This is a genomic window from Pseudomonas artemisiae (assembly GCF_057128685.1).
Genome location: NZ_JBSKHS010000003.1, coordinates 56,232 through 74,830, shown reverse-complemented (window position 1 = coordinate 74,830; position 18,599 = coordinate 56,232). Strand labels below are relative to the sequence as shown.

The 18,599-nt window shown below is 58.6% G+C and carries 20 protein-coding genes; 11 read left to right on the top strand and 9 right to left on the bottom strand.

What is annotated here, in order from left to right; all coding sequences use genetic code 11:
* The first annotated feature begins 8 nt into the window (after window positions 1-8).
* From ACWKV4_RS04695 to ACWKV4_RS04680, 4 genes are all read left to right on the top strand, one after another.
* Complete coding sequence (locus ACWKV4_RS04695; protein ID WP_483830918.1) at window positions 9-2,807, top strand: toprim domain-containing protein; 2,799 nt, start codon at window positions 9-11, stop codon at window positions 2,805-2,807.
* Between the two features lie 62 nt (window positions 2,808-2,869).
* Window positions 2,870-3,235 carry a DUF7673 family protein gene (locus tag ACWKV4_RS04690; protein WP_483830846.1) on the top strand — a complete coding sequence of 122 codons (366 nt, stop codon included), beginning with the start codon at window positions 2,870-2,872 and terminating at the stop codon, window positions 3,233-3,235.
* Window positions 3,236-3,311: 76 nt separating this feature from the next.
* Window positions 3,312-3,575, top strand: coding sequence for a hypothetical protein (locus ACWKV4_RS04685; RefSeq protein ID WP_483830847.1), 264 nt, complete (start codon window positions 3,312-3,314; stop codon window positions 3,573-3,575).
* A 220-nt stretch (window positions 3,576-3,795) separates the two neighbouring features.
* On the top strand, window positions 3,796-4,071 hold the full coding sequence (locus ACWKV4_RS04680) for a pyocin activator PrtN family protein (protein ID WP_483830848.1): 276 nt from the start codon (window positions 3,796-3,798) through the stop codon (window positions 4,069-4,071).
* On the opposite strand, the gene ACWKV4_RS04675 is transcribed toward ACWKV4_RS04680, so the two are convergent.
* Window positions 4,046-5,197, bottom strand: a complete 1,152-nt coding sequence (locus ACWKV4_RS04675) for a tyrosine-type recombinase/integrase (RefSeq protein WP_483830849.1) — start codon at window positions 5,195-5,197, stop codon at window positions 4,046-4,048. The genes ACWKV4_RS04680 and ACWKV4_RS04675 overlap by 26 nt on opposite strands.
* A gap of 103 nt (window positions 5,198-5,300) precedes the next feature.
* On the opposite strand from ACWKV4_RS04675, the gene dusA reads away from it, so the two are divergent.
* Together dusA and tal are read left to right on the top strand one after the other, a co-directional pair.
* Window positions 5,301-6,311, top strand: coding sequence for a tRNA dihydrouridine(20/20a) synthase DusA (dusA, locus tag ACWKV4_RS04670; RefSeq protein WP_483830850.1), 1,011 nt, complete (start codon window positions 5,301-5,303; stop codon window positions 6,309-6,311).
* 132 nt (window positions 6,312-6,443) lie between these two features.
* Window positions 6,444-7,373, top strand: coding sequence for a transaldolase (gene tal / locus ACWKV4_RS04665; RefSeq protein ID WP_483830851.1), 930 nt, complete (start codon window positions 6,444-6,446; stop codon window positions 7,371-7,373).
* Between the two features lie 63 nt (window positions 7,374-7,436).
* Here the strand turns inward: tal and rssC are convergent, their stop codons facing one another.
* Together rssC and rssB are read right to left on the bottom strand one after the other, a co-directional pair.
* Window positions 7,437-7,919 carry an anti-sigma factor antagonist RssC gene (gene rssC / locus ACWKV4_RS04660; protein ID WP_483830852.1) on the bottom strand — a complete coding sequence of 161 codons (483 nt, stop codon included), beginning with the start codon at window positions 7,917-7,919 and terminating at the stop codon, window positions 7,437-7,439.
* Window positions 7,916-9,100 carry a two-component system response regulator RssB gene (rssB, locus tag ACWKV4_RS04655; RefSeq protein WP_483830853.1) on the bottom strand — a complete coding sequence of 395 codons (1,185 nt, stop codon included), beginning with the start codon at window positions 9,098-9,100 and terminating at the stop codon, window positions 7,916-7,918. The genes rssC and rssB overlap by 4 nt, the downstream gene beginning before the upstream one ends.
* Window positions 9,101-9,370: 270 nt before the next feature.
* On the opposite strand from rssB, the gene ACWKV4_RS04650 reads away from it, so the two are divergent.
* Complete coding sequence (locus ACWKV4_RS04650) at window positions 9,371-9,670, top strand: PilZ domain-containing protein (protein ID WP_483830854.1); 300 nt, start codon at window positions 9,371-9,373, stop codon at window positions 9,668-9,670.
* Between the two features lie 74 nt (window positions 9,671-9,744).
* On the opposite strand, the gene ACWKV4_RS04645 is transcribed toward ACWKV4_RS04650, so the two are convergent.
* Window positions 9,745-10,446 carry an MlaA family lipoprotein gene (locus ACWKV4_RS04645; RefSeq protein ID WP_483830855.1) on the bottom strand — a complete coding sequence of 234 codons (702 nt, stop codon included), beginning with the start codon at window positions 10,444-10,446 and terminating at the stop codon, window positions 9,745-9,747.
* 197 nt (window positions 10,447-10,643) lie between these two features.
* Between ACWKV4_RS04645 and ACWKV4_RS04640 the strand changes: the two genes are divergently transcribed.
* Window positions 10,644-10,913 (top strand): DUF4404 family protein, encoded by a 270-nt coding sequence (locus tag ACWKV4_RS04640; protein ID WP_483830856.1) that lies wholly within the window; start codon window positions 10,644-10,646, stop codon window positions 10,911-10,913.
* Window positions 10,914-10,963: 50 nt separating this feature from the next.
* Here the strand turns inward: ACWKV4_RS04640 and queF are convergent, their stop codons facing one another.
* Window positions 10,964-11,794, bottom strand: a complete 831-nt coding sequence (gene queF, locus ACWKV4_RS04635) for an NADPH-dependent 7-cyano-7-deazaguanine reductase QueF (RefSeq protein WP_483830857.1) — start codon at window positions 11,792-11,794, stop codon at window positions 10,964-10,966.
* 167 nt (window positions 11,795-11,961) lie between these two features.
* Between queF and ACWKV4_RS04630 the strand changes: the two genes are divergently transcribed.
* Complete coding sequence (locus tag ACWKV4_RS04630) at window positions 11,962-12,396, top strand: CBS domain-containing protein (protein ID WP_483830858.1); 435 nt, start codon at window positions 11,962-11,964, stop codon at window positions 12,394-12,396.
* Window positions 12,397-12,423: 27 nt separating this feature from the next.
* On the opposite strand, the gene ACWKV4_RS04625 is transcribed toward ACWKV4_RS04630, so the two are convergent.
* From ACWKV4_RS04625 to ACWKV4_RS04615, 3 genes are read right to left on the bottom strand one after another with little or no spacing between them, the layout of a single operon-like run.
* On the bottom strand, window positions 12,424-13,668 hold the full coding sequence (locus ACWKV4_RS04625; protein ID WP_483830859.1) for a lipoprotein-releasing ABC transporter permease subunit: 1,245 nt from the start codon (window positions 13,666-13,668) through the stop codon (window positions 12,424-12,426).
* Window positions 13,669-13,714: 46 nt separating this feature from the next.
* Window positions 13,715-14,398, bottom strand: coding sequence for a lipoprotein-releasing ABC transporter ATP-binding protein LolD (gene lolD, locus ACWKV4_RS04620; protein WP_483830919.1), 684 nt, complete (start codon window positions 14,396-14,398; stop codon window positions 13,715-13,717).
* A gap of 7 nt (window positions 14,399-14,405) precedes the next feature.
* Window positions 14,406-15,653 (bottom strand): lipoprotein-releasing ABC transporter permease subunit, encoded by a 1,248-nt coding sequence (locus ACWKV4_RS04615; protein WP_483830860.1) that lies wholly within the window; start codon window positions 15,651-15,653, stop codon window positions 14,406-14,408.
* Window positions 15,654-15,746: 93 nt separating this feature from the next.
* On the opposite strand from ACWKV4_RS04615, the gene ACWKV4_RS04610 reads away from it, so the two are divergent.
* Complete coding sequence (locus tag ACWKV4_RS04610) at window positions 15,747-16,319, top strand: PilZ domain-containing protein (protein ID WP_483830861.1); 573 nt, start codon at window positions 15,747-15,749, stop codon at window positions 16,317-16,319.
* 19 nt (window positions 16,320-16,338) lie between these two features.
* Entirely contained in the window at window positions 16,339-17,061 is a 723-nt protein-coding gene (locus ACWKV4_RS04605) for a glycerophosphodiester phosphodiesterase (RefSeq protein WP_483830862.1), read from the top strand.
* Between the two features lie 42 nt (window positions 17,062-17,103).
* Here ACWKV4_RS04605 and sthA read toward each other — a convergent pair whose 3' ends face one another.
* Window positions 17,104-18,498, bottom strand: a complete 1,395-nt coding sequence (gene sthA / locus ACWKV4_RS04600) for a Si-specific NAD(P)(+) transhydrogenase (protein WP_483830863.1) — start codon at window positions 18,496-18,498, stop codon at window positions 17,104-17,106.
* Between the last annotated feature and the right edge of the window lie 101 nt (window positions 18,499-18,599).

Genomic DNA, 18,599 nt, shown 5'->3' with positions numbered 1-18,599 from the left:
GCAAGCCCATGGACAACCAGATCCGCGCTGATGTGCTTCAGCGCCTAGAGTCTGACTACGGCCTTCAGCACATGAAAGGCACGCATTACATGCGTAAGGGCACCTGCCCGCAGTGCAATCAGAAACGCTTGTTTTCGCGCTACGATGAGCCCTGGTTCATCCGCTGTGGCCGCGAGCAAAACTGCAGGTACATGGCGCCGACCAAAGAGCTGTACCCGGACCTGTTCGATGACTGGAGCAAGCGTGCGCCAGCCACCCGTGACGAGCCCGCCGCCAGCGCAAAAGCGTACCTGACGTTTGCCCGAGGTTTCCGCGTTGAGCTGCTTGAGGGCTGGTACACCCAGGAAAGCTATTTTGATCGCAACCTGAATATTGGCTCTGCGACGGTGCGCTTTCCTCTGGAGCACGGCGGGTACTGGGAACGCTTGATTGACCAACCGTCGCGGTTCGGTAAGAAGAAGGCCCGCTTCCAGCCCCTCAAGAGCTACAGAGGCTATTGGTGGTGCCCGCCGTGCCTGGATCTGCTTGAAGTGACTGAGCTATGGATCGTCGAAGGCATTTTCGACGCCATTGCGCTCATTCAAAACGGTATCTCTGCGGTTGCAGCGCTGTCTTCAAACGCCTTCCCAGAAGAATCGCTGAAGGCGTTGATCACCGCTCGCGGCGGTAAAACGCCCAAGCTGGTTTGGGCCCTGGACAACGAGCCTGGCGCGCATAAGTACACCTGCACTTGGGTGAAGCGTGCCCGCGAACTCAGTTTCACCTGCGAAGCCGCGCAGATCCCGCAACCGGACGCACGCAAGGTCGATTGGAATGACCTGCATCAGCGCTGGGCGTTTGTAGACGACGAAAACACACGCGCAGAGCGCATCAAGAAAGACCTGAAAGAAGCCCGACACCAGGGCGATCTGCTGATAGCTGACAGTGCCACCGACAAGGCACTACTGATGTATCAGTGGCGCGAGCGCGAGGAGTTTCACTTCTGCTTCGACTCTCGCTTGTACTGGTGGAAATTGGATATAGCGAAATTCAACACCGCCAAGCAGACGCTCGACAAAAGCGACAAACAGGAAGATCAAGTGCTCACCGAAAAGCAGATTCGGGAGAAGGCTTTGCAGATGGCCGGCTGCGCCGTAGAAATCGCTAACTGCTACCCCAAGGCCCTCTATTTCCAGCGCAACGAGATCACCGACGAGTCCTGGTACTTCTTCCGCGTCGACTTCCCTCACGACGGTGGTTCCGTGAAAAACACCTTCACCGGTGGCCAGGTCGCTGCCGCCAGCGAATTCAAAAAGAGACTTCTCGGCATGGCCGCCGGTGCCGTGTTCACCGGCAGTGGCCAGCAACTGGACAAGATCATGAAAGACCAGCTTTTTGGCATCAAAACCGTTCAGACCATCGACTATGTGGGCTACAGCAAGGAGTACCGCTGCTACGTGTTCAACGACGTGGCCATCCGGGAAGGCCAGGTGATCCCCATCAACGAGGAAGAGTTTTTTGAGCTGGGCAAGCTGAAGCTCAAAACGCTGCAAAAGGGTGTGAAGATCGATCTGGAAAAGGATGGCAAAAAATACGATGACCAGTGGCTTGGGCTGCTGTGGCAGTGCTTCGGCGCCCAGGGCATTGTGGCGCTAACCTTCTGGTTTGGCTCTCTGTTTGCCGAACAGATCCGCGGCCGCTACCAGTCTTTTCCGTTCCTTGAAGCCACCGGCGAAGCCGGCGCCGGCAAGACCACTCTGCTCACCTTGCTTTGGAAACTCGCGGGGCGCGACGGTTATGAAGGGTTTGACCCGTCCAAATCCACCAAGGCCGGCCGCAGCCGCTTGATGGGCCAGGTATCCGGTATGCCCATCGTGCTGCTGGAATCAGACCGCAGCGGCGACGACAAGGCCCACGCTAAAACCTTCGAATGGGACGAACTCAAGGATTACTACGGCGGTGGCACCCTGGCCACCAAAGGCGTTAAAACCGCCGGTAACGAAACCTACGAGCCACCGTTTCGCGGCACCATCGCCATTAGCCAAAACGCCCCTGTGGTGGCGTCAGAGGCGATCATGACCCGGATCGTCAAACTGCACTTTGTGCGGCCGAACGTGACGCCTGAGAGCCGTGCGGCGGCCGATAGACTTAATGCGCTGGAAGGTTCGACCCTCAGCAACTTCGTGTTGCAGGCTGTGCGCAAAGAGCTGGAGGTGATGGAGCTGTTCGGCCAGCGGATAGCGGGCTATGAGGCGAAGTTGCGCAACCTGCACGCCCATTGCTTTGCCTGTGACACCCCGTTCAAAGACGAGCACAGCGACTGTAGCCATTGCGGCAACACGCTGCGCGGCTACATCCGCGTGGAGCGGATCAACAAGAACCACGCCCAAATGCTCACGCTGCTGGACTGCCTGTGCCTGGTGGTGCCGCTCACCGATGCACAGATCGAGCACACCCGCTCGCAGATCGTCCGTATGGCCATCGAGCGCCAGGCCTCGCTCAACTCCGACCATCCGGTAGTGGCTGAATTCTGGGAGGTTTATGAGTACCTGGAAGGCCTCGACGCCGACGGCCCGGTGGTCAACCACAGCAAGAAAGACCACATCATCGCCATCAACCTCAATGACTTTGTGAAGTGTGCGGCCGAGCATCGCCAGAAGATCGCCGACGTCAGCGAGCTGCGCGAGCGCTTGAAAGACTCCCGGTCTCGGAAGCTGCTCGACGTCAACAAGGCGACCGACAGCGCGGTACGGGCTTACCAGGCCAGAAACACCAACACTGTTGTCACCAAGCAACCCATCGTGAAGTGCTGGCACTTCCAGGCCTGATACATCACCAGCTTTACCCGTCAGGCGCTGCAACGTCTGACACCACCCAAAGGAGAAGCACCATGCACTCAACTCAACCCACCAGCGACGTCATCAGCCAGATAGCGGAACAGCTCGCAATTGAGGAGCGTGAGCGCCCAGCAATCCGCGCTGCTGGCATAGCTGCGCTACACCGCCTCCTGCCGGTCGCCCAACGTAGCACGGGGCAAAGTCGCATCGTCGGCGGCTTCCTGCTCAGCCTCTACAACGGACGCGCTTTCCCCTTCCCTCTTACCGATCTGCGAGCACTGGACACGGCATTGTTCAACGACTGTATCGCTCTGCTGACGATGGACCGCTGGTCAGAAAAAGAGGTGCATGAATATGTGGAGAACGGCGACCACATCTGGTCGCAACTGAAAAAAGACTGGGCTGCAAGGCAGTACTGACACCGGTTCGACCGGAAAAGAAGTGGTGGCGAAGGGCTGCAACCCCTCGCCACCCACCACCCAAAGGAGAAGCACCATGCAAGTGAATCAACCCAAAGGCGGCATCGCAGAGGCTACCACAACCCCGCTGGCAATCGGCGACACGGTCAGCTTCGTCGCAATGAGCTGCGATGGCCAGGCGTACCGTCTGAGCGCTCGTACAGCCGTCATCATTGGAATCGCTGGCGATGTTGCGACGTTGCGCACCGCCAGTGGCAGCACTATCAGCCTGCCCCTGGATGAGTTGACGCCGGACGTCGAACCCAATGCGCTGACACGTATGCTTATGAGGGGGCAGTAATGAGTTCAAACCCTCGCACCCGCCCGCCTATGGCAGGGTACCGGCTGGATTTACCCAACCGTTGTGATATCTGCGGCAAGCCCCGCGCCACACGTAAGCACAAGGCATGTAGCCGAATCCGCCAGCAGCGCAAGGCGGTGGAGTGGGCTGCATTGATGGCAGAGCGTGAAGCGGCCAAACAGAACAAACGGCGTCGATACGTGTATCCAGGGAGATCATTATGAACACAGCGTTTATCCTGATGGCTCAATATGACGGCCAAGTGATTATCCCGCTGGAGCTGGTCTGTCGGGATTACTTCACACATCTGACGCCGGACATGTTCCAACGTAAGGTCATGGCTGGTCAGATCAAGTTGCCTATCACACGCTTGGAAGGTAGCCAGAAGTCGGCTAAGGGCGTACACATCACCGACTTCGCTGCGTACCTGGACATGCAGCGTGCTGCAGCTGTAAAAGAGCACAACCAGCTCAACGGGATAAAACGCGCCGTTTGAGCCACTTCTCTGACGCGGCGCCCAGTTGGACGGGCGCCCTCAGTATCTTCTCGTGCCATTCCCAGCCCACATAGCGGTCGCCCTTGCCACGCAGATGAGTGTAACGCCTCATGGAATTCCAATCCCGGTGCCCGGAAACACTGGCCACGCGGGGAATATCCCAGTCCATTTCAAACAGGCGGCTAACACCTTCATGTCGAAGGTCGTGAAAGTGCAGGTCAAAGATTTCCAGAAACTTGCAGGCCTTCGTCCAGGACGTAGAAATTGACTCGGGGCTATACGGGAAAATATCGTCGCCGGCCTTTGGCATTGTTTGGAGGATCTGCCATGCCTCGTCTGGCAGGTAGCACCAAACGTTGTTGCCGATCTTCTGCCCGGGGTTCTTCATGTCCCGAACCAAGACTCGCTGGCCAGCCTCATCCACATCCGCCCATCGAATGCGGGTGATCTCATCGAGGCGGCGGGTTGAGAACAGAGCGAAGCCCACGACCTTCAGCATATTGATAGCGGTCGGGCGCCTCGCTTGCATAGCCTGATAGTGGGTCAGCAGTTTCCCCAGCTCCTCCAACGTAGGTCGGCGGTCACGCTCACGGCTTTTTAGGTTGTAGCCGAGTTTGCGTAGCACTCGTCGGGCGCCGCTCATCGCGAGTGGATCGACCTGGTAACCCCATGCGTCTTTGGCAATGGCCAGCACAGCGCCGAGGTGCGCCAGGTCGTTGCCGGCGGTCTGGGGTTGAACCCCGCCGCCCTCCTTGCTCATCCGCCAAAGGGCGAAGTCGACCAGGCGTTGAGTATTGATGGCTGTATCGTTCAGTTCGCCGATGTCCATCTTGCCGATGGCTTCGAGCGTGGCCCTCTTGGTTTTGCCCAACGGGCGGGCCTTCTCCACTTCCGACAGATACTGCTCAATCATTTCTTTGACGGTGACGTCCTTACGGTTCGCCCGCTCGATCGCACCCGGCTCATCCAGCTCAGACTCGCGCTTACGCACCCAGGCCTGGGCGGCCTGTTTTCGGGCGAAGGTCTGGCTCTCTTGGTAAACTTGCACTCCATCGCGCTTGATGCGGATCTGAGCCGTGTAGCTCACCGTTCCATCTGCGAGTTTTCTTGCCCTGATAGTCGCCATGTCGAAAGTGGTACGCGTCAGTTTTGAAGTGGTACATCGTACCACCGAGCCTTAAAAAACGCCTGAAAACGCCCAAAATACCGCCCAGAACACACTGAAGAAAATGCTAGATAAACAGACCTTTAGCCCATCAAAATCAAGCCCTGCGCTGTCCCGCCGCTTTAGCGTCGCACCCATGATGGATTGGACAGACCATCACTGCCGGTATTTCCTCCGGCAGCTGTCACGGCACGCGTTGCTCTACACCGAAATGGTCACTACAGGGGCTTTGCTTAATGGCGACGCTTCGCGTTTTCTTCAGCACAACGCGGCGGAGTACCCCTTGGCCCTGCAGTTGGGCGGTAGCGTACCGGCGGACTTGGCGGCCTGCGCGCGGCTGGCCCAAAAGGCGGGCTATGATGAGGTGAACCTGAACGTTGGCTGCCCCAGTGACCGGGTGCAGAACAACATGATCGGTGCATGCCTGATGGGCCACCCCGCCCTGGTGGCTTCTTGCATCAAAGCCATGCAGGACGCCGTGGACCTTCCGGTGACGATCAAACACCGCATCGGGATCGATGGGCGCGATAGCTATGAGCAGTTGTGTGACTTCGTGGGGCAAGTCGCTGATACCGGCTGCCGCAGCTTTACCGTGCATGCGCGTATCGCCATCCTCCAGGGGCTGTCACCTAAGGAAAACCGTGATATACCGCCGCTGCGCTATGACGTGGTCGCCAAGCTGAAGGCGGATTTCCCTGAGCTGGAAATCGTGCTCAATGGGGGCATCAAAACCCTTGAAGCCTGCAACGCCCACCTGCTTACATTTGACGGCGTGATGTTGGGCCGCGAGGCGTATCATAATCCTTACCTACTGGCGGCCGTCGACCAAACGCTGTTTGGCAGTAGCGCGCCGGTCATCACCCGCGGCCAAGCGCTTGCGCGCATGCGCCCCTATATTGCCGCGCACGTGGCTAGCGGGGGCGCGATGCACCATGTCACCCGTCATATGCTGGGGCTGGCGCAGGGGTTTCCAGGTGCCCGGCGCTTCCGTCAGCTGCTGTCGGTGGACATACACAAAGCTAATGATCCACTGGCACTGCTGGACCAAGCCGGGGCATTGCTCGACGGTCGATAGGCCCTCGGCGCCGCGCTGGAACCTGGCACGCTCTGATGCACTCGAAGGTCGTATTCATATGGCGGCAGGCCCTGTTGAGGGGCCGGCGCTGCTGGGGTAATGTCGTCAAACCGCAACGGACAGAGAACGCTCATGACTTCCAAGCTGGAACAACTGAAACAATTCACCACCATCGTGGCTGATACCGGCGACCTGGACGCCATCAAGCGCCTTCAGCCTCAGGATGCGACCACTAACCCTTCCCTACTGCTCAAGGCCGCTGGCCTGCCTGGTTATGCCGAAGTACTGAAAAGCACCATCAGCGCCTCCAATGGCGACGTAGGCGTAGCAGCCGACGCCTTATCGGTTGCCGTCGGTGGTGAAATCCTCAAGGCCATCGATGGTCGCATCTCTACTGAAGTAGACGCGCGCCTGTCCTTCGACACGCCTGCCATGCTCAACAAGGCTCGCCACCTGATCGAACTCTACGATAAAGCGGGCGTAAGCAAAGACCGCGTACTGATCAAACTGGCCTCTACCTGGGAGGGCATTCGCGCCGCTGAACAGTTGGAGAAGGAAGGCATCCAGTGCAACCTTACCCTGCTGTTCTCCTTTGCCCAGGCCGCTGCCTGTGCCGATGCTGGCGTGTTCCTGATCTCGCCTTTCGTAGGTCGCATCTACGACTGGTACAAAAAGGCCAACAACACCGACTACACGGGGGCTGAAGACCCAGGCGTGCAGTCAGTTACCCGCATCTACAACTACTACAAAGCCAATGGCTACAATACGGTAGTGATGGGCGCCAGCTTCCGTAACACCAACCAGATCGAGCAACTGGCCGGGTGCGACCGCCTGACCATCAGCCCTGACCTGCTAGACAAGCTGCGCGAAGACCAAGGCACCCTTGAGCGCAAGTTGACCCCAGGCACTGGCGGTGAAGCACGGCTGGCCTTGGACGAAGCCAAGTTCCGCTGGTTGTCCAATGAAGACGCCATGGCCACCGAAAAGCTGGCCGAAGGGATTCGGCAGTTCGCCCGAGATCAAGAGAAGCTGGAAAAGATCATTCGCGAATACAAGGCCTGATCACCGCATCACACGCTAGCCCTCAGCCACGCGCTTGTGGGCTAGCGCTACCGCCAGAAGGTATCAACTGCGTTCTAGCGCCGTGACCAGATCGTGAAAAGCTTCACGGTTGGAATCGTTGAGGCCCATGAGAATCTTGTGGGCTTCCAGCACCTTGGTGCGCACGACCTCTTCGGACTGGTCCTGTGAGGGCAAGTCAGTCAGGCATTCAGGGCATGGGATAGGCCGGTCGACGATATTGAATACCTGATCAAACCCCATCGAGGCCAACAGCCGCGTGATGTCTTCGTGAGTAGTGACTACCGTGGGCAATAGACCTACCTTTTGCCGCGAAAGGATCGATAGCTTGGCCAACAGGCCCAATGTAGTGCTGTCGATGCTGCGGGTTTCGGTCAGGTCGATAACGATGGCCGAGAAATCCAAGGCGGTGAAAATCCGCTCAATGGTTGCATCCAGGGCAGAACAAAGCGTCAGGCGCACTTCCCCAACGAACTTGAGGACGAACGTCCCGCTTTGCTCGGCGAACTGAATTCTACCGGTACTCATTCAAAATTCCTGCTTAGCACCAACATGGCGATGTCGTCCGGCATCTCTCCAAGGGTGGCCAATCCGAACTTCTGACGTAAGCCATCCAGGCTACCGCCCGCGGCCTTGACGATTTCCGGCAAGGCGGCTTCTTTGTGTTTGAGCGTTTCCCCGGGTAAAAGGTCCAAAATGCCATCAGAGAACAGAGACAGGCTGAAACGCTCTGGCAGCACCATCTCGTGGTTGGTATAGGTGGCTTCATTGAACAAGCCTACGGGTAAACCACGCCCCTCTAGATAATGCACCTTGTTGCTGGCAAATAACACTGGCAAGGGTAAATGCCCGCCGATGCTATAGGTCAGTACGCCTGTTTCTTCATCGATCACACCGCCTACCATGGTCACATGCTTGCCCAGCTTGCAGTTGATCAGGCCGCGGTTGATATGAGAAAGCACATCCGATGGGCGAAACTCTGGCATCAATCCATTGCGCCTGGATTCGAACATCAGGCGCGTGGTCATGAATTTCAAGAGCACGGTAACGAATGCCGACGAAGCGCCATGACCAGACACATCCGCCAGGTAGAACGCCAGCCGCCGATCATCCACTCGAAAACAGTCTACAAAGTCCCCCGAAAGATACAGCGACGGGATGATCTGGTGCTCGAAACGAAAGCCCCCACTGGTCCAAGGGCTGACCGGAAGCATGTTCATCTGCACCTGGCGGCCAGCGTTTTGATCTTCCTGCAACAAGTGCAGGCTCGCTTCCAGTTCCTGGTTAGCGGTTTCGAGCTTCTCACGGTAGCGCTGGTTCTCACGCATCAACCGCGCGCGATCCAAGGCCCGATGCACGGAATGCTCCAGCACCGCCAGGTCCTCGAGCGGTTTGATCAGGTAATCCGCCGCGCCCAGGCGCAAGGCTTCGACGGCGTCGCTCATCACGCCGGCGCCTGATACTACGATCACCGGCACACTGGTACCGCGTTCGCTGAGTTGGCGGATGATGTCCAGGCCGCCGACATGGGGCATACGCAGGTCGCAAATGACGAGGTCAGGCTGGGCTTGCTCGAAGATACGCAGCCCATGCTCGCCATTGCTGGCCTGAAGGACGTAGAAGCCACTATCTTCCAGGTAGGCCGCCAGGCTGGCGCGCACTACATCGTCATCGTCGATTATGAGCAGCGTTGCACTGGAGTTTTGCATTTGGGCAAACGGCGCCAGGATTGGGTTGGCATCAGGGAGGCTCGGCCGGAGCAGAACAGCATCGCTGGTTTCTTTTCTGGCCACTCCTGTACTGTGTAGATCAATCGACCCAACACGGCAATAATGGAGGTGCCCTGTAAGGCGCAGACGGTACTCCCATCCGCCAGGGGTTTCAAGCGGGCACCGATGGTCGCAAGGGCCCTTTACACCTTAATTGACACGGCGTTATAAATCCGTGAAAGCTTTTTGCACCCATCAAAGGAAGAAACCATGGGCCAGCTGGACCAGCAGTACAGCGAAAAACGGGATTTCATTCGCATGACAGTGGACGCGGAGGTAACAGCGACCTGTAATGGCGAACGAATTCAGGCCATTTGTCACGATTTATCAGGTAATGGCATCGGGCTAAAAGTCAATTGCACATGGAATATGGAAGACGAGGTCATGGTACACCTGCCCTCCCACTCCAAGGAGCTCGATGACTACAACGCACTGACCAAGATAGTCCGTGTGGAGCAGCTCGCAGATGGCTCGCGCCTGCTCGGGCTGAGTGTAATCAGGCAGCAGTAACGCGGTACGGGGTGGGTGCCCTACGGCCCCCACCCTTCTTCAGCCTACTCAGGTATCGTGCCTGGCTAGCGCACTCAGAAGTCGTCTTCCACTTCTCCATCCTTGACCTTGAATTCCCGGTTTTGCAGGTAGGCATTGCGCAGGAATACGTACTTGTCGCCGTTGATCAGTTTCTCAGCCGACAGCAGGCTGGCGCGAGTATCGATGATGTCCGTGGCGAGGATAGTGTTGCGAGTAGGCACATGGTCCAGATAGCGGTACGGGCGGGTATAGGTGTCTGGATATTTACCCAAGGCATCACGTACGGTGCTTGGGCCGAAGAACGGCAGCATCACATAAGGGCCGCTGCCAACGCCCCAGTACCCCAGGGTTTGCCCAAAGTCTTCATCGCTGCGCTGCAGGCCCATGCGCGAACCCACATCGAAGAAACCGAGCAGGCCGAAGGTGGTATTGAAGATCAGCCTGGCGGTATCTGTACCCGCGGCCGCGGGCTTGGCCTGCAGCACATTATTTACCAGGTTTGTGACGTCGCCCACATTCCTGAACATATTGTGGATGCCGTCTTCCAGAAACTGTGGAGTGACTGCCTCATAACCTTTGGCCAGTGGCTTGAAGGTGTAGGTATCGAGGGTGTCATTGAAGCGGAAAATAGCCCGGTTCACACCTTCCCAAGGGTCTTCTTCCGCAGCCTGGGCAAATATCGGAGCCAATACCAGGCCCGCCGCAAGGCAAGTCCCGGCAAAACGAGTAAACAGGGCTGTACCCTTGCAACGCATAGTTAAATCCTCATGGGTTAGGGCAAGCCATGGAATGCCTGCCCGCATCGAAGGCTGCCAGTATAAAGCCTAACGGCGCCCTTGCGCAGGCAAGGCAGGGGCATCCTTCTGGCCGTGACCTAAGCTTGTGACACGCCTCGGGATTTTTTACCAGCCCAAAGCGGTCAATGCCTATGCTCACCCACTAGGAGACTGTTATGCCAGCCCGCGAACTGCAAGCTCAACTCGATGCCCTGCGCGAAGAATATGATCGCAACCCACCGGCCACGGTTGAAGAAAAAGCTGATCTGGAAGCGTTGATGCAACAGCTTCAAGCGCGCCTGGAACTCGAAAACGCCCATGCCACTCAGAGCGACAGCCTGGTCGATGGCGTAAACCTTGCCGCTGAACGCTTCGAGGTCAGCCACCCAGGCTTGGCAGGCGCCCTGCGCAATATCATGCAAACCCTGGGCAGCATTGGTATCTAACTGGAGGGGGCTGTAGGAGCGAGCAAAAGCTCGCGAACAGCTTTACTCGATTACTGCCTAACTAACCGAGCGTTATCGAACGCTTGCTCATGGGTGCTACGGTAAGGGTTGATGTCCAACCCGCCACGGCGTACATAACGGGCGAACACCGTCAGCCGCTCGGGCTTAAGCAAGCGCTGCAGGTCAACGAACACCCGCTCTACGCACTGCTCGTGGAAGTCCGAGTGTTCACGAAAGCTTACCAGGTAGTCTAAAAAGCTTTTATGGTCCAGCGCCGCGCCCGTATAGGTTACCGCAAGGCTCCCCCAATCCGGCTGCCCCGTTACCGGGCAGTTGGAGCGCAACAAATGACTGTGCAGGCTCTCCTCTACCCGGCGTTCGGCATCGCAGCGCAGCAAGGCAGGCCGAGGATGGCTATAGTCGGTAGGGGTAATGTCCAGGTCATCCACACATACCCCTGGCAAGGCTGCCACACCCTGCGCCTCGACCTCAGCCAGGCGCAACAGGCGCACACCCACTGGTTTACCCGCCGCCGCGCTTAGGTCCTTGACCAAGCAAGCCTGCACGGCCTCAAAGCCGTCAAACGTCGTTTGATTCAGGGAATTCAGGTAAAGCTTGAAGGACTTGGACTCAATGATATTCGCAGAGTCCGCCGGTATCGAAAACTCCCCGATGGCCACCACGGGCTTGCCTGACGGCAACAGCCACGACAGCTCATAGCAGTTCCAGTAGTCCACGCCCTTGTACGGCAGGGTGTCGGCGGTAAGGCCAAGCTCAGCCCATTTGGCCAGCCGCGGAATAGGAAACAGCAGGCTGGGGGTGTAAGTGGCCACATATTGGCTGGCTTTGCCCAGGGGGGAATGTTCAGCGGCAGGATGCATGGCGACGACCTGAAAGCGGTAAATAGGCGGCTATTCTACCCCATCAGGCTTCAATCGCTTGCCAATGACGTATTTCAATAGGGCCCATGTCGCCCTTTGGCTTGCTGCCTTGCAGACTGTGAACGATGCTTGCAAGGCACCCTATCCCTATCCACAGAGGCCAGCCCATGAAGACAGTAGCGCAGTTGATCAAGCTCAAGGCGCATATCGAGGTGTACACCATTGGCCCTGAGCAGATGGTGCTCGACGCACTGAAATTGATGGCAGAGAAGAACGTGGGCGCCCTGCCAGTGGTGGAAGATGGCAAGGTGGTTGGCGTGGTGAGTGAGCGCGACTACGCCCGCAAGGTGGTACTGGCGGGGCGCTCCTCGGTGGGTACGCCGGTACGGGCCATTATGAGTGCACCGGTGATCACGGTAGGGCCAGGGGAAAATATCGACCACTGCATGAACACTATGACCGACGGCCACTTGCGCCACCTGCCCGTGGTAGAGAACGGCGCCTTGGTAGGCCTGCTCTCCATCGGTGACTTGGTCAAGGAAGCCATCGCCGAGCAGGCCAGTCTGATCAACCAATTGGAGCAGTACATCCGCGGGGAGTGAGAGCTTTACGCCCCCCGCCGTTGACGGTCACTCGTAGCGCAGCGCGTATGCTGGCTCGATCTGCGACGCGCGCCAGGCGGGGTACAGGGTAGCCAAGAAACTCAGCACCAAGCCCGCCCCACTGACCAACGCCACGTCGGGCCATTGAAGCTGGGACGGCAGGTTGCTGATGAAGTACACGTCCGATGTGAAGATATGCTGGCCGGTTACGCGCTCCAGCCAACCTACCAACGTGCTCACGTTCAAGGCCACCACAATACCGAGCACGCTCCCCACCAAGGTACCGATCACGCCAATGATGCTGCCTTGCACCATAAAAGTGGCCATCACCTGCCGAGGGGTAGCGCCAATGGTGCGCAAGATAGCGATATCCGCGCCCTTCTCGTTCACCACCATCACCAGCGTAGCGATAATGTTGAACGCCGCCACGGCCACGATCATCAGTAACAGCAGGCCGATCATGGTCTTTTCCATTTTCATTGCGCTGAACAGGCTGCCCTGGGTATGGGTCCAGTCGTCGGGGTGATAACCCTTGCCCAACTGCTGCGTGATGCGCTGGGCAACCTCAGGGGCGCTCCAAAGGTCTTTTACCTTCAGGCGCACACTTTGCACCTGGCCGGGTTGCCATTTGTTGATCTCTGCCGCGTCGGCCATGTGAATCAAGGCAAGTGAGCCGTCTATCTCAGCCCCCACGCGGAAAATCCCTACTACGTTCAAACGTTGCATGCGCGGCGTGATGCCGCCGGGCGCAGTGCTTTTTTCCGGCACGATCAGCGTCAGCTTGTCACCCACGCTCAAGCGAAAGCGCCGTGCGGTGATATCGCCAATAACCACGCCAAACTCACCTGGCACCAATTGCTGCAAGTTGCCCTGGGTGATATGGCTGGCGACGATGGACACCTTCGCCTCCTGGGCCGGGTCCACGCCGCTGAGCTGAATGGGCTGCATGGCACCTTTGTACGACAGCATGCCGTCCAGCTCGGTGAAGGGCGCGGCGGCCAGCACTTCAGGGTTGCGCAAGGCCGCCTCGGCTACCGGCCTCCAGTCATCAAGGGGCGTGTCCCCTACTACCGTTGCGTGAGGCACCATGCCGAGAATGCGCGAGCTCATTTCCCGTTGGAAACCGTTCATCACCGACAACACCACGATCATCGCCAGCACGCCAAGCGCCAACCCGATCATGGAAGTCATGGAAATAAACGAAATAAAATGATTGCGGCGCTTGGCCCGGGTATAGCGAGCACCGATAAAAAGGGGCAAGGGTCTGAACATGCGCTGCACCAGATAAAAAGCAGGAGGCGCCAAGCGCCTCGAAGGGTTAGAGAGGCACCAGACGGCCTTCGTCCAACTTGAGCACCCGGTCCATCTGCCGAGCCAGTACCGGGTCGTGGGTCACTACCAAAAACGCGGTACGCAGCGAGCGGCTAAGCTCGAGCATCAAATCCTGAATGCCCTGAGCGGTATGCTGATCCAGGTTACCGGTAGGCTCGTCCAGCATCACCAGGCCAGGGCGGTTGACCAATGCGCGGGCAATGGCCACGCGCTGCCTTTCGCCACCGGAAAGCTCGGCGGGCTTGTGCGCCAGGCGATGGCCCAAGCCTACCCGCTCCAATAACTGAGTGGCGCGCTGACGGGCCTCGGGAATCGGCGTGCGCCCGATGAGCAAGGGCATGCACACGTTTTCCAAGGCGGTGAACTCGGCCAGCAAGTGGTGGAACTGATATACGAAGCCCAGGGCACGGTTGCGCAGCAAGCCACGATCACGCTCGTTCAAGGCGGAGAGCTGCTCCCCGGCGAGCCACACGCTGCCTTCGCTGGGGGTATCCAGGCCACCGAGCAGGTTAAGCAAGGTGCTTTTGCCGGAGCCGGATGTGCCGACGATGGCTACTCGCTCACCGGCATGCAGTTCCAGCTCCAGGTTGGATAACACCACCACCGATTCAGGCCCTTCCTCATAGGCCTTGCCCAGGTTGCGGCAACTCAGTACGGCTTGTTCACTCATGGGCAACTCACTCATAACGTAACGCCTCCGCGGGCTGGGTGCGTGCCGCGCGCCAGGCCGGGTACAACGTGGCAAGGAAACTCAGGGCCAACGCCGCGCCGCACACCAGCAGCACATCTTGGGCCATCAGCTGCGACGGGATATAGTCGATAAAGTAGACATCCGGGTTGAGGAATTTATGCCCGATCAAGCTTTCCAGCCCGGCAATGGCCCGGCTTACGTTCAAAGCGCCCAACATGCCCAGGGCACCGCCGACGAGGGTTCCGATGACCCCGATGATGGTCCCCTGCACCATGAATACGCCCATCACCTGCCGAGGCGTCATGCCCAGGGTGCGCAATATGGCGATATCCCCGCGCTTGTCGTTCACCACCATCACCAGGGTTGAAATGATATTGAACGCCGCCACGGCCACGATCAGCAGCAACAGCAGGCCGATCATGTTCTTCTCCATGCGAATGGCCTGGTAGAGATTACCGTGGGTGCGGGTCCAGTCGCGGGTGTAGTACTCGCTGCCCAACTGCTGCGCCAACTGATACGCGCCCCGTGGCGCCTGGAAGAGGTCGTCGAACTTCAGCCGCACGCCTTGGATCTGCCCCGGCTTCCAGCGGTGCAGTTTGCCCAGGTCGCTCAGGTTGGCGAGGCCCAGATAGCCATCGATTTCACCCGCGCCCACATGGAAGATACCGGTCACGGTAAAGCGCTTCATGCGCGGGAACATGCCGGCCGGGGTGACAGTGACCTCCGGGGCCACGAACGTTACTTTGTCGCCCACCTTCACCCCAAGTTTGGCGGCGGCCTTGTCGCCGAGCATCACGCCAAAACCACCGGCAGCCAGGTCGGCCAACCGGCCCTCGCGAACAAAGGCGTCGATGATCGAAACCTTAGCTTCCTGGGCAGGGTCGATACCGTTGAGCAAAACCTTCTGCACCTGGCCGTCATGGGTTAGCAACCCTTGCAACTGGGTAAAGGGCGCCACGGCGGCAACACCTGGATACTGCCCGGCCCTGGCCGCGAGTGCTTGCCAATCATCAATAGGTTGGCCGGCTTCAAGGGTGGCGTGAGGCACCATGCCCAAAACCCGATCACGCATCTCGCGGTCGAAGCCGTTCATCACGGACAACACCACGATCATCACGATCACGCCTAGGGCAAGCCCAGTCATGGACGTTAGTGAAATGAAAGAAACAAAATGATTCCGACGCCTGGCGCGGGTATAGCGCGCGCCAACGAAGGCAAAAAGAGGTCTGAACATGTAAGTGCTTGTTCGGAGTGAAAGGAACATCCGTGTGGCTACGCCGCCGCGGCGGCCGTACACTCGGACCATAACCGCCAACTTGGGTTCGCCATGCCAACACCAGATGAAGCAGAGCGCCGCGAATACTACCGTATCGAAGATCGCATCGCACTTGAAATCACCCCCCTGAGCGACTCGCCAGAATCGACGCCAGACGGCTCTCCCCTGTTTACCCTGCTTAGCGAACTGCATTTGAGCGAGTTCGAATCCCAGCACCTGCTGCGGCAGTTGGGGGATTCCAATCGCGCGATGAGTGGTTTCTTGAAGGCTCAGAATAAGCGCATTGACCTGCTTAGCCAGGTGCTGGCGCAAATGCTGATGGGCACTCTGGGTGAACCACGGCCTGTGGTGATTTCCGAAGCGGGGCTGGATTTCCATGACCCGGTTCCAGCGGCACCCGGTACACGTTTGAGCCTGAAAATGGCCTTTATGCCCCAGGCCCTTGGCATGATGCTTAAGGCGCGGGTTGTGCACTGCAACGCCTCGGCCGATGGCAGCTATTCCATTGGCGTGGAGTTCGAAGGCACCACCGACGCCCAACGCCAGCTAATGGCGCGCTATGTATTGCAGAAACAGGCGATGGAACGTCGCCAGGCCCTAGACCAAGCCTTGGACGCTGTCTAACACACAGAAGGAACCTGAAGTGACCTTGATCTACGGCCATCGCGGCGCGAAAGGCGAAGCTCCCGAAAACACCCTGGCCAGTTTCCAGAAATGTCTGGAGCACGGCGTAAAGCGCTGTGAGCTGGACCTGCACCTTTCCAAGGACGGGGCCTTGATGGTCATTCATGACCCTACCCTCAAGCGCACCACGGACCGGCGCGGCAAGGTGGCCGATTACACGGCAGCTGAACTGCAAGCCACAGACGCACGCAAGGGCACGCCAGGGTGCCTCAAGCCCTGCCCCATTCCGCGCCTGGAAACCCTGTTCGAACAGTGCGCTTTCGAGCATTGGCAGTTAGAGGTGAAAAGCGCTTCGCGCACCCGCGCGGCCACCATGGTACTCACCATTCGGGAACTGGCTCAGCGGTACGGGCTGCTGGACAAGATCACCATCACTTCAAGCTCGCGAGAAGTGTTGCGAGCGGCGGTGGATTGGGTGCCGGATGTCTCTCGAGGCCTGGTGGCGGAATATGCCTGGCTAGACCCACTGAAAATCGCCGAGAGCTACGCCTGCCAATACTTGGCGCTGAACTGGACACTATGCACCCCCGAGCGCCTGCTAAAAGCTCAGCGCCAGGGGTTGCATGTGTCGGTATGGACCGTGAACGAGCCCGCGCTGATGCGCAGGCTCGCGGATTTTGGCGCGGACAGCCTGATCACAGACTTTCCCGGTTTGGCCAGCGCCACCCTCGGGACTCGCTGAAGGCCTGCGCCCCGGCCGGCTCGGGCCGCCGGCCGGAGCCGCTTAAAAAAGCCGGTTCAGGCCGTCATAGGCCGCTACCCGATAGGCTTCTGCCATGGTGGGGTAGTTGAAGGTGGTGTTCACGAAGTACTTCAGGGTATTGAGTTCACCCGGCTGGCTCATGATGGCCTGGCCGATGTGCACGATTTCCGAAGCCTGGTCGCCGAAGCAGTGAACCCCAAGTACTTGCAACGTTTCGCGGTGGAACAGGATCTTCAGCATGCCCACCGGCTCGTTAGAAATCTGCGCCCGCGCCATGCCCTTGAAGAACGCCTTGCCCACTTCATACGGGATTTTTTCCTGGGTCAGCTCTTGCTCGGTGCGGCCGATGGAGCTGATTTCCGGAATGGTATAGATGCCAGTCGGCACGTCGTTGACGAAGCGCCAGCTGCCATTGTCGACGATGGTACCGGCGGCGGACCGCCCCTGGTCATAGGCAGCGCTGGCCAGGCTTGGCCAACCGATCACGTCACCGGCGCCATAAATGGTGGGCACGCTGGTGCGATAGCTTTCGTCCACTTCGATCTGGCCACGGCTGTTAACCTTGATACCGATGTTTTCCAGGCCCAATTGGTCGGTATTGCCGGTACGACCGTTACACCACAGCAAGGCGTCGGCCTTGATCTTCTTGCCGGATTTGAGGTGCAGCACCACACCGTTTTCCAGCCCCTCCACCCGCTCGTATTCTTCCTGGTGGCGCACCATCACGTTGTTGTTGCTGAAGTGGTAGCTCAGGCCTTGGGAAATTTCCGAGTCCAGGAAGCTTAGCAACTGCTGGCGGTTGTCCACCAGCTCGACCAGTACGCCAAGGCCACTGAAGATCGAGGCGTACTCGCAGCCGATCACACCCGCGCCGTAGATGATCAGCTTGCGCGGGGTATGGGTCAGGCTAAGGATGGTGTCACTGTCATAAATGCGCGAGTGGGTGAAATCGATGTCTGCTGGGCGATAGGGACGGGAGCCGGTGGCAATGATCACCTGCTTGGCGATCAGCTTTTCCTGAGCGCCGTTGACGGAGATGACCTGGATGGTTTGCTCGTCGGAAAAGCTGCCGCTGCCGAAGAACACGTCCACGCGGTTACGCGCGTAATAGCTGGTGCGTGATGCCACTTGCTTGGCAATCACCCGTTCGGCGCTCTTGAGCACATCGGGGAAAGAGAACCAGCGAGGCTCGCCGATGATGCGAAACATCTCGTTGGTGTTGAACTGAATGATCTGCTTGACCGAATGACGCAGCGCCTTGGAAGGAATGGTCCCTAAATGGGTGCAGTTACCGCCCACCTGCCGGCGGTTGTCGACCATGGCCACCTTGCGCCCTCCCTTGGCGGCGTTCATGGCCGCCCCCTCACCTGCTGGACCGGACCCCAGCACCACTACGTCGTAGTTGTAGACAGCCATGCGTACTCCTTCAGAACAGGCCGCGGCGCCCATTGGCTGCCTACGGCTCGAAATGCCCGGGCCGGCATCAATTCATGTGCAATCCAGCCAAGCCTGCAAGC